This window comes from Roseovarius atlanticus (genome assembly GCF_001441615.1).
GTDB classification, from domain to species: Bacteria; Pseudomonadota; Alphaproteobacteria; order Rhodobacterales; family Rhodobacteraceae; genus Roseovarius; species Roseovarius atlanticus.
On record NZ_LAXJ01000029.1, the window covers coordinates 49,791 to 64,355 of the forward strand.

Consider the following 14,565-nt stretch of genomic DNA (forward strand, 5'->3'; position numbering starts at 1 on the left):
TCAGAAGATCTCCAGGTCACGGTCGACCATGACCGTGATCCGTGTACCCTGATCGACATGTATCACTGGCCGGATCGCCAGATAGTCCTGCATCACGCTTTGCGTGCTATCGCGCAGGTCGGTGCCGACATCATTCGCAACATCGGCTGCCGCCTCGCTGTCGATTTGACCCGCTGCAGCCGCAGGCAAGGCACCGATCAAGGAGATCAGCGCGGCGGAGCCGAAGCGTTGCGCGAAACGGGTGTCGACAAACCCGGTGGTGCCAGTACGGCCGAGTTCGTCTCCACCGAAGGCGCTGATCTGCACGGTCTGATTATCGGGCAAGATGATCCGGTCCCATGCCACCATGACGCGCGATTGGGCAAGTGCGACATCGGAGCGGTAGCGCCCGATCAGCCGCGCGCCGCGCGGGATCAGGATACGCGTTCCATCGAAAGAATGGACGTCTTCCGAGACGATGGCGCGGATCGCGCCGGGCAGTGTGCTGTCGAGGGCCGTCTCTGTCACAGCCTGAATCATGGTGCCTTGAACAACCGTGTTCGATGGGTTCGCGATCACTTCGGCACGTGTCACCTGTGCTGGTTGCGCGCCCGAACGAACAAAGGCTTCATCTGCATTCAGACGCGCGGCTTCCAGCGTATTCTCCCTATCCGCACCCGCGCCCATCCCGGAGAACGCGATCATAGGAGACGCGATGCGCTCTGCGCGGGCCTCAGCTTCGGCTGCGCGCCGCCTTTCGAGTTCGGCCAGCCGCAATTCTTCTTCACTTGGTCCCAATGAGGTCGGCTCTGGTGGTGCAAGCCGTGCAAGTTCCAAGTCCATGCGGAGCTGATCCAATTCGCGATCCCGCTCGGTCAGCTGACGCTCGAGGGCACGCTGAGCCTCGGCGGATGCTTCATGTAAGTTGGCAATTTGCGCCGTCAGGTCTGCAATCGCCTGCTCCGCCCCGCTATCTGCGGCCTCGGCCGGTCTTGCGCGCAGGTCCTCGAGTTCCGCTCTCAATGTCGCAAGACTTTCCATCAGCGCGAGTTCCGACTCGCTCGGACCTGTGTCCGCAGGCGGGGCTTGGCTGGGCTCTGGGGCAGAAATCGGCGCCAGATCTCCGAATCCGGGGCCGCTGCTCTGGAACTCCTCCGGCGCGGCGGTCGCCATTGGTGCTTCTGCCGACGGCTGCAGGGCAGCCCATGCCAGACCGCCTGCTGCCGCGATGCCGACGACTCCAAGGATCGCGGCAAGCGGCGCAGGCCGCTTGTTGGCCTTCGCTTTGCCCGTCGAACCTTCGAGAGCCGCGAGGCGCGCGGCGAGGTCTTCCGTACCTTCGGTCATGATGTGGCCTGTCCTGCGTCCTGGACGCAAATCACCTCTTCGCCAAGGCGAAGGACCCATTGTCGGTTGACGCCGGACACGCGGATGACGCCGTCACTCAAGGCCTGGCTGTTCACCGCGCGTTCCCTGCCGTTCGAATATCGGAAGATGGCGGGCACCGGCGCATTCCGTGCGAACCGGAAATACGTGAAGGTACCATCATCCCAGATGGCCGTCGGCGTGAACTCTTCTCGGGCGCTGACCGCATAGTTCGCGTTCGGCGCATCGGCCGCAACCGCCCTGGTGGGTTGCACGCGGTTTTCAGGATAGCGGAACTGCACGACATAATGCGGCGTCTCCCGGGCTTCGACGACATGGAAGTAGTAGGAGCGGCGGTTGGTGTAGACGGTGATGTTGGTGGCGACGCCAGATGCTGTCGGCTTGATGGCGAAGGCACGGCCACCCGGGACACCGTCGAATTGAAACCCGACCGTATCGCCGGCGATGATCGAGCGGATGGTTTCACCCTCACCGAATTCGACTGTGGTGACGCGGGTCAGAGTCGTGACGACACGGTAAACCTGGCCTTCAGTCCAGGTCGCTACGCGCACGCGGTTGTCATGAGAACCTGGGCGGGGCGTGGTCTCGGCCAAGGCAGTCGATCCCGCGAACGTGAGAAAACTGGCGGCCAACAAGGTAAAGATTGGAGTGCTAGTCATTCGGAACGGTCCGATCGGATGGCATATTGGGTGACGGTGAAACCGAAAGGGTTTTGCCAGACATCGTCGATCGCGCGGGTCCGCTCGGGCTGGAATTCGAACATCAACGTGGCAGTGAACGATCCATCCTGTACCCCCTGCGGGCTTGTCAGGCGCTTTCTGAGCCGCACCTGGGCGCGGTTCTCGCCAATAAGGGTGATCGATGCGATCTCAACGGCCATCTCGGCCGCAGCCCCGTATCGCGTCGGCGGATAGTTCTCCTGACCCGATGTCCACATCGCGCGCATGCTGGCCTCGGCCGACCCGGAAGACTGCGCCAGGACACGGCGGACACGAAGATCGTTGTCGAGCTGGTTGTAGGTCTCGCGGTCGAGAATGTAGCGGTAGATTTGCGCTTCGATCACGGCAGGGCGTTCGGCGAGCGACACGGTTTCAACCGTGGCATTGGGGAGCGCCATCCCGGTCGCGGGATCGTAGGGGACAACCACGGGAGGCGGCGTCTCGACCATCAGCGCGACAGCCGCAGCTGTCAAACAGCCGAATACACCAAAGCCTGCTCCAGAAAGGCCGATCATCCGCCAAAGCTGTTCCCGGCGCAGGGCACCGTAGACAAGTTCCTCTTCCACGAGTTCGCGCGCAGTCATCACCCCTGCCCTACTCATGGCTCAAGGTCCGGCAAGGTGAAGTCCATGTAGCGGCGTTCTTCGGCAACGGTGGCGGCGTCAACCACGCCTGCATTGCCTGCGCCTAGGGTTTGAATCGCTTCCAGCTCCCACATCCGGGTCATAGCGATGGCGAGTTCCGCCGTGACGCGGGTGTTGTGATCCATCGAGGCTTTGAGATCCTCCATGTCCGGGATCATCTCGACCAGACGTTCCACCCGTTCGAGAGACTGTTCCGCCTCTGCGTGGCTGTTCTGCGCCGCCGCCGACATCACAGCACCTGTGGTTGCCCGCGTGGCCACGCCTTCGGCGCCCGGATTGCCGCTGGTGGCGATCTCGCGGAGTGAATCCTCGTCGAACCCGGCGCTTGCCAGCGCCTGTTCCATCTGCGTGCGCATGGGCCCGGCATTGGGCCCGATGAGCGCGCTCCAATCGCCCGCCTGGATGCCTCGGATCAGGCCGGGGATGTCTTCGAAGTTGGCCTCAAGCAAGGTGTCGAGGTCCCCGCCCATGGCAAGCCCGAGGATGCTGCGCGGCCCGGTGAGCGAGGCATACATCTCGTTCAGCTGATCGAGCTGGCTTTGCAGCATGTCCAGTTGCTCCAACGCATTGTCCAGAAGATCGGTCTGGATCCCGAAATCCTGCAGCATCTGTTGAAGCTGGCGGATTTCCTGAGCAATGTTCTGAGTGTCCACCGTGGGCACACCCTGTGCCGCGACAGGTCCGGTGACATTGAGGGTGAGCGCGAGAGCAATGCTACCGGCGAAAAGGGAACGGGGCAGGCGCAGGTTCAACGCAAATCCTCCTGACTGAAATCCATGAATTGCCGCTCGGCAGCCTGGGCCGCCGCCAAGGCGATCTGCTCGGCACTGAGTGGCTCGGTTCGGGCGGCCTTGATCCGGGTCCGGATTGCGACCAGCCGGGCCAGTTCGGCCCGGGCATAGGTGTTGAGCGCGATGGCCTCGTGCAGATCCTCGGTCTCACCAATGCGGGTGATGATGTCCTGAACCCGCAGGGCGGCGGCACGGACCGAGACCAGCGAAAAGTCGCCATAGACCCCTGCGCCGTGGGCCGAGAGGCTGAAACTCGCGTTGGCGAGGAGCACAGGGTCGATGGTGCCGAGCGCATCGATGCCGCCTACGGCCGCGAGGTAGCTGTTGTACTGCTGCGGGATCACCAGGACATAATGCTGGGTTTCCGCGAATGGTGGCACACCGCCATAATCCTGCACATTGCCCGGCCCGGCGTTATAGGCGGCGAGCGCATGGATAATGTTGCCATCGAACATGTTCAGCATTTGTGCGAGGTATCGCGCACCGCCGGTGACCTGCAGATAGGGATCGTCGTAATAGGCCGGGTAGATCCCGAGATCGCCCGCGGTACCGGGCATGATTTGGGTAAGTCCGAAGGCCCCCACGGGCGAGCGTGCCCCGATCTGGAAACGGCTTTCCTGCCATATCAGCGCCTGCAAGAGACAGCGCCATTGCACGAGCGAAAGACCTGCGCGGCCGACCCCGGACAGACTATGGGTGTCGCGTGCTGCGCGGATGATCAGCTCCTCGATCCCCTCCCGGGCATCGCCGAACATCCGCGCTGCCGCTGGGTTGGTGTCCTCGGGCGCATAAAGACTGGCGGCCGCGCTTTCGACGTCGTCTACCGCCTCGAGCCCCGCCACGGTTCCGGCCACGTCTCCAGCGCCAAGCGACATGGCATCCATCAGCCCTTCGAGGGAGGCGAGTTGCTGGCGCTCGATTTCGGCCAGTTCCTCCTCGCGGCTTAGCCGGTCCTGCTGCAGTGCCAGGTCCCGATCGGTCTGCTCAAGGATGGCCTGCCGCTCTGCGAAGAGGCGCAGATCGAAGGTCGGCACGCCTTGGGCGACCGCTGGCCCCAGTGTGGGACCTGCCAGTGCAAAGCCGATCATCGAGAGAGGAAGCCAGGTCCGCATTGGCTCAGCCGCCCGCCCCCAAGAGGACGAAATCGCAGGCCGTGTCGCGCCGCGTGACCTCCGCCCCCATGGTCGAGATCGTGGCGGTGGCGGTTCCTGCCTGCGCAGGTGCCTCGCGAAAATTGAAGCAGTTGGCTTGCGGGGGGTTATACTGCGCACAGGCTGTCAGGGTCAGGCCGAGCCCGAGCAGCACGACGCTGCGAATGATGGTACGGGTCATGTCACTCTCCAGAAATCAGGACGTTCGCGATAATCGGCGCCGACAAGCGCTTCGCCCTTCTCCATTCCGCCAAGGATGGTCACGAGCGGGCCGAGCGCGCTGAGATCGGCATCGATCACGACGGAACCACGGTCGTCGCGTACAAGCGCGAGCCGCGAGGCCGAGCCGACGCCCAGAAGCACGTCGAGCTCTTTCTCGGTCAGGCCGAGCATCGCGTAGTCAGCGGCGGAAGCACGAATGTTGGGCAAGAGCACCTGGGTTGGCACAGCTTCCACGATGGTCTTGCCGGTGCGCGTGCGCTCGAGCTGGCTGGCATATTGCGTCATCATCACGACGACGGCGTTCTGCTTGCGGGCGGTCACCAGCCAGTTGCTGAGTCGCTCCGCGAAGTAGGCGTTGTCGAGGGCTTTCCATGCCTCGTCGATGACGATGATGGTGGGCTTGCGGTCCTCGATCACCCGCTCAACCCGGCGGAAGAGGTAGGACAGGACCGCCATGCGTTCCCGCTCGCTCTCGGAATCGAGGATGCCGGTGAGGTCAAAGCCCGCGACGTCTCCATCGATGCTGAAACTGTCCTCGGCATTGGCCCCGAAGATCCAGCCGTAGCGACCCTCGGCCGTCCATTCCTGCATACGCTCGAAGAGATCGCCCTCGTCATCGGTCGAGACCAGCAGCGAGGCGAAATCCGACCAGTTACGTAGGCCCGCATGTCCTGCGCTGGCGTTCTGGCGCACGACTTCCTGCAATCGGTTGGTCTGAACCGGGGTCAGCGGTCGATCGCGCCGCTCCAGGAGGCTCGCGAGCCAATCAGCAAGCCATGCCTGGCCCCGCACGTCGATCTCGGTCTGGAGCGGATTGAGGCCCGTGGGGCGCCCCGCCCGCACGGTCGAATAGCTGCCGCCGAGCGCGCGGACGGCCATCTCCATCCCCGCGCGATAGTCGAATACGAAGACCCGCGCACCTGCCCGCCGTGCCATGGTCATCAGGAAAGCCGCCAGGACGGATTTGCCGGAGCCGGGACGGCCGAGGATCAGCGTGTGGCCTCCCGTGGGCTCGCGATCCGGCGCGCCCTGTTCGTGGAAGTTGAAGCGAAAACCACTGCGCTCGGGTGTCGGAAAGAGCGTGATCGGCACGCCCCAGGGGACTTCCCGCCCTGTCTTTCCGAGCGGGGTGCGGTGGAAGGTAGCGAGATCGGCGAAGTTGTGGTTCGTGATTGCGGCCTTGCGGCTGCGCGCCCCTGTGTTCCCGGGATGCTGCGCCATGAAATGCGCCCGCGCCCCGAAGGCTTCCGAGATCAGGTTGATCCCGGAGGTGGCGGAGATGTTGCGGATTTCGGCCGCGATATCGTCAAGCGCCGTCTGGGTGCGGGCATAGACGGCCACGGTCATGTGGTGCTCGCCGAAGATCAGGCGTTTGGATTCCAGATCGTCCTGCGCGAGTTCCAGTTCCTGGGCGAGACTGACGGCTCCGTCATTGGCGGCCTGCATTAGCCGCAGCTGCCGCTTGATCCGGCCCGCCATGATGTTGGCGTTGATCGGCACAAAAGAGTGCGTGACCACCATGTCGACGGGCAGATTCAACTCGTCGAGCATCAGGCTATCGGTCTTGGCCGGGTAGTTCTTCACCGCAAAGATCGCCCCGAGCTTGTCGCCGACGGCACCGTCCGAGAGTGCGATGGTCGTGCCGCGGAAGGTGACGCGCGTATTGGCTACGTCCTCGGCGATCACACCGATGCGCGACCGGGGGAAGAGCGGGTGCTCCTCGCCCGTGTTGAGTGAACCGAGGAAGCCCAGAAGCTCGCCGGTGATTGCGGTCAGCAGGCGGGGCTTCAGCTCATCGAAGGAGGACAGCAGAAACCCCACAACCTCGTCGAGCTTGCGCAAGCGGCGGTTGGTGTCGGCCGCATGTCGCGAGCGAGACGCCCCAAGCCCGAACGGCAAGCGGCTGCCGGTCTCAGGTCGCTTCAGCACGGTCAGGGTCAGCGTCTTGTCGCGCAAGCCCGCGCGGCCGAGATGCGCGTGCCATCGTTTGTCGAGGGCGGCAGCAAACCCCTCGCCCGGAATGGGCGGCAGGGTCACATCGACCGCTTTCGAGACCTTGTGCAGGTAGAAGGAGAACTCCGTCCCCACCTGCGCGACGATGCCAGCCAGCAACCCTCCGATCCGGTCGAGATGCCCGTCCTCGCTCGTGGTGCTGTTCACCCCCTCGAGGCGGATGCACTGCATCAGTTCGTTGCCGCGTGTCCGGATCGTTCGGTCGTTCACGAGGCTCACATAAGGCAGCATCATTGAGAGCCGCTTCTCGCCCTTGACCCATGCGGGTAGCGCGGTCAGCGGATCGATGGCGTTCTCAACCTCATCGGCAATTCCATCACGGGGCATAGCTGTCGCCTCCGTGCAGTTTGCGGTTCGCCGTGGGCGGGGTTTCCTGCAGGGTGATCACCAGGACATCGAGGAAGTTCGGATCCCAGTCTGCGGCTTTCCAAAGCGCCGGCCAGGCCAGCCCCGCGAAGACGGCCACCACCCAGCTCTGCACCCAGAGGAACAGAAGCGTCGAGCCGAAGAGCCAGACCATGGCGTACATGATCGGCAGGCCCATCAGCTTCGGTGGCCGTAAGAGGCCGATGAACACACGCGACGTCTCAGCCATGGCCCGGCCTCAGGTGGTCCAGATGGCGGCAACGATGGTCGGGGCGGCAGCGATGCCTGCGATCGCCACAACCACCCAGAGCGCTTGCCGGAAGTCCAAGATTCCGAACAGCCAGGAGAGGAAGACGCCGATCAGTGCGAGCGTGCCAATCACGATCCCCAAGGGACCGGTTATCGCATCGACAATGCCTTGAAGCAGGGTCTGTACCGGCGAGAGGTCGATGCTCTGTGCAAGCGCTGGACCCGCCAGCACGATAAGAGCCGTCGCGCCGAGTGTGACGATCGCCCGCGTGCGGAGCACGCTTTGACGTTTCCTCGATGTCATGAAAGATCTCCTCTGAGCCGCTCAAACACGGCGGTCACACGGGCCACATGCCCTTGGGTTTCGCGAAAAGGGGGAATGCCGCCGTGGCGTGCGACCGCCTCAGGGCCAGCGTTGTATGCCGCAAGGGCCAGAGAGCCCTCGCCGAACTGGTCGAGCATCATCAGCAGGTAGCGAGCTGATCCGTCGAGGTTCTGCGTAATGTCATGTGGGTCGACGCCGAGGTCGCGGGCAGTATCCGGCATAAGCTGCCCGAGGCCTATGGCACCGACAGGGCTACGTGCAGCCGGATTGTATGCGCTCTCGACTTCAATGTTGGCTCGGTAAAGGAGCGCCCAATCAGTGACGGAAAGCCCCGCGCGACGCAGCGCACCATGCCCGGCATACCGTAACGCCGTGGTCTCGATCGCATGGAGGATTTCTGGGGTGGCGTGGGCGGCAGATCGAGCCGGGATCGCTGTCTCGCTCGTTGCGTCAGGAACGCGAGGTTCTGCGAAGAGAAAAAGACGCCCGTTTGCCTCTTGAGAAGAGGAAATCAATTGGCCGTCTGGGCCAACCGAAAAGATGAAACCGTCGGCCAGGGCCGGGGGCGCGGAACAAACGCCTGTACCCAAAGCAACGACGAGCGCAGTCGCGCGGTCAGCTGCCTTTGACCGGAGGCGCGGCGTGGCGTTCGCGGCCACCTTCTTCAAGTGGGATGCTAGCGGTCGTACAGCCCATGTCGGCCAGAAAACTGACAAGGCCAACGATGGTTTTGAAGTCGCGGAGCTTGAGGACGCTTCGGCTGGTGACGAGCATCTTATCGTCACGCCCATCAGTGGCGACGGCGCGGATGACCCACGAGCCGTACCAGCTGTTATGGCGCTTCTCTGCTCTCTCCTTGCAGACCACCTCAATGAGGTAGCCCTCGGCGAGCAAGCCGCGCAGTCCGTCTTCTGTAACCACATTCGGGGCTTCTTCTATCATGGCCTTCCCTTGGGTCCTTGTTCTGCCTGGGTGCAGTATCAGGCCCACGGGGTCGCAACACCGTGAGCGATACAAAACAACATTAGTGATAGCAAGACAATAATAACGTGTTGACGAAGTTCGCCTTGCTCCGATAACGGTGATAGCCGACAGAATGATAATCTTAAAGGCGGCAAAGGAGTTTTGCCCTGCGCTTGTTTATTGCGCGCAACGCACCGTTGCTGTTCGCGTTCCTGCTTAGAAGCATGCCGGTAGCCGCAGCTGCGGATTGCATACCACCCGAGCGACCGTTCTTGCCCCAGTCGCAAGAAGACATGCGTGCCTATGCCGATCTGCTGCGTTCTGATTTCGAGGGCTACATCGCCGACATCCAGGAATACTTCCGTTGCCTTGATGCCGAGCGTCAACGCGCGTTTCAGGAGGCACGCGAGGTCAGTGAAGACTATGGGAAACTGGTCGAGCTATTGGAATGAGGAAACGCAAGGGCTTAACCGCCGTCGAGATCCTCGTAGTAGGCGAGCGCGGGCATGTTGCGGCGCTGGTGCACGATGCGCAGGATGACTGCCGCCCCGTCCGCCGCATCGAGCCGCTTGTAGAAGATCACGTGACGTTGGCAGTTGACGGACCGCATCCCCGGAACGAAGAGACTCCTGTCCCGACCCCGGTCGGGATCCCCGGTGATCTGCTCGAAGGCGTTGACCAACTGGCGGTAATAGACGAGCCATTGGTCCCTACCCCAAGTTTCGACGGTGTAGGCACGGATCTCTTCAAGGTCGGCCCTGGCCCGACCGGAAAGCCGAATTGTCATGTGGGTCAGCGATCAAACGCATCCGGTTCGAAGGCATGAGCATCGAACTCGGCGAAATCCCCATTTTCGGCCAGGGAGGCTGCTTCCTCTAGGTCGGCCTTGAGGGAATAGAACTGCCGGGCGCCATCTTTCTCCATCAGCATCCTTACGCCGGCGCGCACGACTTCGCTCAAATTGGCGTAGGCGCCGGACTCGATCTGCGCCTGCACATATTTCTGCATCGGTTCGGTCAGGTGGACGTTTGGCATCAGACTCTCCTATCCATGCTCAATCGTATCAGATACTGACATAAATCTTCAAGGTCATGTTCGGTCCCAACATAGGCTCGTTGCTCCACCCCGTCCTTCTGCGCCCGGATTCCCGCCGGGGAACCAGGCGAAACAGTTTTCCGTTCTGCCATTCCCGAGACCATGAGCGCTGCGACTCGCCGTGTGACGGGCTCATGCGGCCTGTTCTTCCATGACCGCTTTCGTGGCCGCATTGAAATGCTATATTTGTATTTTTTTACAGATATTTGAGTGAAAGTTAACATGAAAGAGGTCCGCAATTTTGGCCACTTTCAAGACGCCGAAGCAGCCAGAACCGACGTCAGTTCTTGGAAGCCCTCAAGCGACACAGGCAAACAATCGCAGGCAACCATCAATCAAATCTCCTTGCTATCATTAATGTTGTTTCGTATCGACGCACCATTATAGATGGAGTCGGCATCATGAAGCACGTGATCCACGGTGTGGCAACAGCCACGGCACTAAGCATATCCGGACTAATGGCCTCGTCAGCTCCGGCTCAGGCCTATCAGGTGGATTGTGCGATCCTCCTCTGCCTTGCGGGCGGTTGGCCTGCCTCTGCGCCCTGCGCGCATGCCAGAGCGGTCTTCATTCGGCGGATCACGCCATGGCCGATCGAGCCGCCCTTACAAATCTGGCGGTGTCCGCTGGGTGTGTCGCTCAACCATCCCAGTCCGATGTCGCCTATGGAACGCCTTTATGACATCACGTTCCGCGATCCGCCCGAACCGCAGGAATCGACTCCGATCCCCCTTGTTCACGTCCAAGCAGATGAGCAAGCCGACATCGACATCTCAGGCGGCGCCTTTGATTTCGTGCGCAGCATTCGCGTTTATCACATCCAGTACCGCCAGCATGAAAACCGAGATGGCGACTGCAATCGCAGCGACTCCACGCGGTTGGGGTCCTACGGCGTGCAGGGCGACTACCGATGGACAAGATCCACCGTGGGCCAGGTGCCGACCGCATCCGGACTGAGCATCCCGAATGGATGCGGCAGCTACTTCTACCGTTCCGTCTTCGTCGACTGGCGCGATCACGCCGGGAACTATGGCTCTGAAGAGGTTCGCTACTGACAAAATCTGCGTGCGGTTTTACCGCGCGCGTCCTGACAACCCCGCACGGAAGGCTGTGCAAAACCCCCGAAAAGGAGACGACGCCAGACCGTGAAGCCTGACGCCGTGCTAGAAAACTCCGTGAACAAGAGTTTCCTAGCGCACCGCTCAAACACCTGCAACCAACAAAGTTGTTTTGCTGGCAAGAATGTTGTTGTCTCACGACATGGCGTCGGTTCTCCAAGGAGACCTCGACCATGGAACCTACGACCGGCCTGATCCTGCGACGGATCACGCAGACAAAACTCTCTGTTGCTGCGCACAAGCTTGCTACCCTCATCCTCGATGCCATCGCCTGGAAGGATGGCTACAACGGTTTGTCGCGCGGAACGGCAGCCTTCACCCTCTCGGCCCTGGCGGAAAAGATGGGTGTCTCACGACAATATCTTTCGGTTCTTTTGAGCGAACTTGAGACGTCGGAGTTGCAGCTCGAGCGGGCGAAGCCGAATGGCAAGTTCGCGCCCTGGATCTTTCGGTTTTCCGCCTTCAACAAGGAGAGTGAAACCCATGATCTCGTGTCAGGTGAAGCTGACACATCACTATCTAGAGATAATAATAACAAAACTATCTTCTCAGGACTGATCGACATCACCGCGAGTTCGAACGTTTTTCAGACCAGTTGGGCAGAGCTCATCAAAGCAGCGAAGGCCACGTTGCCCTGCTGGAACGTCGACACCCAGGTCATCTGGGATCGCTTCCTCGCCTTCAACCGGTCCCGAGGCAACGGCAGGGTGCCGGCCGGCTTCCTGCTTGGCTTCATGCGCCGATGGCGAAATTCGTCGGGAACTCCAACTCGTCCCGCGGTCAAGCCGCCCGCGAGACCAATAACGGACCCTAAAGAGCGCGAATTGCTGAGACAGATGCAAGCCGCGCCGACTGCGAACCGCCAGTTCCATGCGTCCGACCTGTGTCGTTTGATCGGGCACGCTGCGTACGAAGCGCGTGTACTCGATGTAATCCACAAGTTTGGGTGTCAGAGGTTTTCAGCAACCTTGGCGGTGCACGGACGAGCGGTGCTGGCTGGCGAGATTGCGCGGTGACTTTCACTCAGTTGGCCAATCGAGCTCGAATTCAGCCAGATTGTGGGCGCAATTACCGGTGTGGTCGCGCAATGGGTTCTTGAAGTGCTGCATCGGCTTGAAGCCATGCGCCCACTATCCGAGGGGCCGAAGCCGGAAAGGCATAGCCTGAATATCGAATGAACGGCGGTTGCATGAGAAAGAACTCCCGTCTCCCGCGACAAGCGGCGGTTCAGCGACCGGAGCTGATGATTGCCTCCGAAGGGCAATCCAGTTGGGGAGGTGGGGTATACGTTCCCGTTGACGGATTGTGCATCGAACTGACTGCCCGGTGAATTACCGGATCAGTCAGCAGATATGCCAAATCCGGCGGCTTGGCATTTTCAGTATCCGCTCAGGTCCGCCAGCAATCCATTGGCAAGATCGGTCATCGCGTAGGCGGCGGCGAAATCGAACTGGTTGATCGAAACGAAAACCGCGGTGCCGTGTTCCGGCGCGAAGGCGATATACGACATCTGCCCTTGCAGAGCGCCAGCCTTTTGCAGGATGAACGGGTGTTCGGCGGTGGGGTTCATCGCAACCCAACCCAGAGACCCATCGCATCCATCCGCCCGGATTCGTCCATCGACAGGATGGTTTCCATCCCGTCCCGCTGCACATAGACCGCATGATCGAGAAAACGTACTTCGGCACCTTCGGGAGCGCTGTCCAGATGCCACTGCATCCATTTCAGCAGATCATTGGCCGTACTGCGCAGCCCGCCCGATCCGGTTATGACCTCTCCGGTGGGCACATCGGGAAGCGGATCGCCAGTCGGCGCATGGCCCGACATCAGGCGGCCTTTCATCGCAGGGGTCACGTCGAACCCGGTGTCAACCATTCCAATCTGTCCGGTGATCCTTTCGGCCAACAGATCGGCATACGACGCCCCGCCAGCATTCGACAGCGCTGCCGACAAGAGATCGAAGCCGAAATTGGAATACGCGATGCCGGTGCCGGGCGCGAACTGCAACGGATTGCCTTCCAGCCAGTCGGCAAAGGCATCATAGCTGATCGTGGCAAAGGGATCCTCGGGCGGGCTGTCCTTGCGGGGCACTTCGCGGGGCAATCCCCCGGCATGGGTCACCAGATCGATCAAACGGATGGGCGGATGCCCGCCCGCCGCCTGCCCCAGCTTGCCGGGCAAAAGCCGAGCGACGGGATCGGTAAACCCGACCTCGCCCCGCGCCACGGCATGGGCCAACATTTCCCCGGCGAACACCTTGGTAATCGAGCCAAGGCGCAGAACGATATCCCCATCCGGCGCGATACCGTTGCCGCGTTCGGTTTCACCAAAGCCTGCAACGGCAACCTCTCCGCCGCGCACCGCCCCAAGGATCAGCCCCGGCACATCGGTTTGCAAATGCAGGATAGCGCCGTTGAAGGATACCGCCTCGTCCAGAAGCGCATCCGCCCGCGCCGGGGCCGCGAATGCGAGACACCGCCGGTCACCCCGCCAGCAGGATCGACGAGCTGATGCCCTGGAACTTCACCACGTCAAGCTGATCCCGCGTGGGGCGCAGACAGCGCTTACGCTCATATGGCGCGGCCAAGCGCGAACTCCTGCCCGATCTGGATCACTGGTCGCATAAGGGGCTCAACAATCGTGCCGAGAACAGCCATTTACCGTTCCGAAAGCGAGAGCGCGTGATGCAGGGTCATCGCTCGCCAGGCGGCCTGCAACGCTTCGTGTCCATCCATTCAGCCGTCCGCAATTGTTTCTCCGTTCCAGCTCGCCGACGCGCCGCCCTGACCATTCGCTACCACCGGATGGAAGCTCTCCGCACGTGGAAAGTAGCAGCCAGCATCGCCTAAGACCTTCATTTACGGCCTTGCCAGCCAACCCTTCGGTTAACGTGACAACACCGTGCCACCACTTAATCAGCCCTGTTTCTAAAGCCTGCTCTAAATATCAGGGCTCAACTAGAAATCTATTTTTGGCGATTAGTGTGATGCCTGTGCTATCTACTTGCCGACGGATTAAAAAGCCAGGGCGTACAATTTTCTCGAAGGCGATCAAGGCAGCTAGATGCAGTTCTACGCCTAAAAACTAGAGCGCGCGCTCTTTATCGTCTTTATCCCGCACGAGCCAATATACGCAGCCTAACGCCAGGACAGCTGCGGCAAGCACTGCAATTTTGGCAGGTTCCACTGCACCCATATCGACGATGATGAACTTTCGAACAACGGCAAGCAGAGCAATCAGAATCACACTGCGTACTTGAACGATACCGAAACGCCGTTCGGTGACAACTAGCAGAGACCGTTTAAATTCCAATGCGATCACAACCGTAAAAATCATGCCGAACACAGTCTGGAAAGTCGTGTGATTGAGCGGGTCGAAAGCTCCGCCGACCAAGCTAGTGACAACCTCTCGACAAAGATTCCACATGGCGACGACCACCACAACGGCGATAACGACAGACAGCGTAATGACCACCGCTTGCTCGAACTTTTCATAGAGCGTCAATGCGGACCATTCTTCTCTGGTCATTTGCGTCATCTGAAGT

The 14,565-nt window shown here is 61.1% G+C and carries 19 protein-coding genes and 1 pseudogene; 4 read left to right on the forward strand and 16 right to left on the reverse strand.

Annotated elements, in window-relative coordinates:
- The 11 genes from XM53_RS20540 to XM53_RS20590 are packed head-to-tail and all read right to left on the reverse strand — an operon-like array spanning window position 1 to window position 8,787.
- The gene (locus tag XM53_RS20540) at window positions 1-1,326 is read right to left on the reverse strand and encodes a TrbI/VirB10 family protein (RefSeq protein WP_057796679.1); all 1,326 of its coding nucleotides are present in this window, start codon (window positions 1,324-1,326) and stop codon (window positions 1-3) included.
- On the reverse strand, window positions 1,323-2,024 hold the full coding sequence (locus XM53_RS20545) for a TrbG/VirB9 family P-type conjugative transfer protein (protein WP_149917079.1): 702 nt from the start codon (window positions 2,022-2,024) through the stop codon (window positions 1,323-1,325). The genes XM53_RS20540 and XM53_RS20545 overlap by 4 nt, the downstream gene beginning before the upstream one ends.
- Window positions 2,021-2,668 (reverse strand): virB8 family protein, encoded by a 648-nt coding sequence (locus XM53_RS20550; protein WP_057796680.1) that lies wholly within the window; start codon window positions 2,666-2,668, stop codon window positions 2,021-2,023. Before XM53_RS20550 ends, XM53_RS20545 begins: the two co-directional genes overlap by 4 nt.
- 14 nt (window positions 2,669-2,682) lie before the next feature.
- Entirely contained in the window at window positions 2,683-3,480 is a 798-nt protein-coding gene (locus XM53_RS20555) for a type IV secretion system protein (protein ID WP_057796681.1), read from the reverse strand.
- Window positions 3,477-4,631 (reverse strand): lytic transglycosylase domain-containing protein, encoded by a 1,155-nt coding sequence (locus tag XM53_RS20560; RefSeq protein ID WP_057796682.1) that lies wholly within the window; start codon window positions 4,629-4,631, stop codon window positions 3,477-3,479. Before XM53_RS20560 ends, XM53_RS20555 begins: the two co-directional genes overlap by 4 nt.
- A 4-nt stretch (window positions 4,632-4,635) precedes the next feature.
- Entirely contained in the window at window positions 4,636-4,851 is a 216-nt protein-coding gene (locus XM53_RS20565) for a hypothetical protein (protein WP_057796683.1), read from the reverse strand.
- Entirely contained in the window at window positions 4,848-7,232 is a 2,385-nt protein-coding gene (locus XM53_RS20570; RefSeq protein ID WP_057796684.1) for a VirB4 family type IV secretion/conjugal transfer ATPase, read from the reverse strand. Before XM53_RS20570 ends, XM53_RS20565 begins: the two co-directional genes overlap by 4 nt.
- Window positions 7,222-7,500 carry a type IV secretion system protein VirB3 gene (locus XM53_RS20575; RefSeq protein ID WP_057796685.1) on the reverse strand — a complete coding sequence of 93 codons (279 nt, stop codon included), beginning with the start codon at window positions 7,498-7,500 and terminating at the stop codon, window positions 7,222-7,224. The genes XM53_RS20570 and XM53_RS20575 overlap by 11 nt, the downstream gene beginning before the upstream one ends.
- Window positions 7,501-7,509: 9 nt before the next feature.
- Window positions 7,510-7,824: a TrbC/VirB2 family protein gene (locus XM53_RS20580; protein WP_057796686.1), complete on the reverse strand. Its 315-nt coding sequence runs from the start codon at window positions 7,822-7,824 to the stop codon at window positions 7,510-7,512.
- A complete protein-coding gene (locus tag XM53_RS20585) occupies window positions 7,821-8,504 on the reverse strand; it encodes a lytic transglycosylase domain-containing protein (RefSeq protein ID WP_057796687.1) in 684 nt (227 codons plus the stop codon). Before XM53_RS20585 ends, XM53_RS20580 begins: the two co-directional genes overlap by 4 nt.
- Window positions 8,461-8,787, reverse strand: a complete 327-nt coding sequence (locus tag XM53_RS20590; protein WP_010138156.1) for a hypothetical protein — start codon at window positions 8,785-8,787, stop codon at window positions 8,461-8,463. The genes XM53_RS20585 and XM53_RS20590 overlap by 44 nt, the downstream gene beginning before the upstream one ends.
- 245 nt (window positions 8,788-9,032) lie before the next feature.
- On the opposite strand from XM53_RS20590, the gene XM53_RS20595 reads away from it, so the two are divergent.
- Window positions 9,033-9,260 carry a hypothetical protein gene (locus XM53_RS20595; protein WP_057796709.1) on the forward strand — a complete coding sequence of 76 codons (228 nt, stop codon included), beginning with the start codon at window positions 9,033-9,035 and terminating at the stop codon, window positions 9,258-9,260.
- A 14-nt stretch (window positions 9,261-9,274) separates the two neighbouring features.
- Here XM53_RS20595 and XM53_RS20600 read toward each other — a convergent pair whose 3' ends face one another.
- Window positions 9,275-9,595 carry a type II toxin-antitoxin system RelE/ParE family toxin gene (locus XM53_RS20600; RefSeq protein WP_057796688.1) on the reverse strand — a complete coding sequence of 107 codons (321 nt, stop codon included), beginning with the start codon at window positions 9,593-9,595 and terminating at the stop codon, window positions 9,275-9,277.
- 5 nt (window positions 9,596-9,600) lie between these two features.
- On the reverse strand, window positions 9,601-9,843 hold the full coding sequence (locus XM53_RS20605; RefSeq protein ID WP_028095408.1) for a type II toxin-antitoxin system ParD family antitoxin: 243 nt from the start codon (window positions 9,841-9,843) through the stop codon (window positions 9,601-9,603).
- Window positions 9,844-10,304: 461 nt separating this feature from the next.
- On the opposite strand from XM53_RS20605, the gene XM53_RS23815 reads away from it, so the two are divergent.
- The gene (locus tag XM53_RS23815) at window positions 10,305-10,958 is read left to right on the forward strand and encodes a hypothetical protein (RefSeq protein WP_236544584.1); all 654 of its coding nucleotides are present in this window, start codon (window positions 10,305-10,307) and stop codon (window positions 10,956-10,958) included.
- 236 nt (window positions 10,959-11,194) lie between these two features.
- A complete protein-coding gene (locus XM53_RS20615; protein ID WP_057796690.1) occupies window positions 11,195-12,037 on the forward strand; it encodes a hypothetical protein in 843 nt (280 codons plus the stop codon).
- A gap of 362 nt (window positions 12,038-12,399) precedes the next feature.
- On the opposite strand, the gene XM53_RS23620 is transcribed toward XM53_RS20615, so the two are convergent.
- Together XM53_RS23620 and XM53_RS20625 are read right to left on the reverse strand one after the other, a co-directional pair.
- Window positions 12,400-12,591, reverse strand: a complete 192-nt coding sequence (locus XM53_RS23620; RefSeq protein WP_057796691.1) for a hypothetical protein — start codon at window positions 12,589-12,591, stop codon at window positions 12,400-12,402.
- Window positions 12,588-13,418 carry a serine hydrolase gene (locus XM53_RS20625; RefSeq protein ID WP_057796692.1) on the reverse strand — a complete coding sequence of 277 codons (831 nt, stop codon included), beginning with the start codon at window positions 13,416-13,418 and terminating at the stop codon, window positions 12,588-12,590. Before XM53_RS20625 ends, XM53_RS23620 begins: the two co-directional genes overlap by 4 nt.
- 164 nt (window positions 13,419-13,582) lie before the next feature.
- Between XM53_RS20625 and XM53_RS22795 the strand changes: the two are divergent.
- Window positions 13,583-13,870, forward strand: a pseudogene (locus XM53_RS22795) (DDE-type integrase/transposase/recombinase); the annotation flags it as partial.
- Window positions 13,871-14,105: 235 nt separating this feature from the next.
- Here XM53_RS22795 and XM53_RS20630 read toward each other — a convergent pair.
- Complete coding sequence (locus XM53_RS20630) at window positions 14,106-14,558, reverse strand: phosphate-starvation-inducible PsiE family protein (protein WP_057796693.1); 453 nt, start codon at window positions 14,556-14,558, stop codon at window positions 14,106-14,108.
- Between the last annotated feature and the right edge of the window lie 7 nt (window positions 14,559-14,565).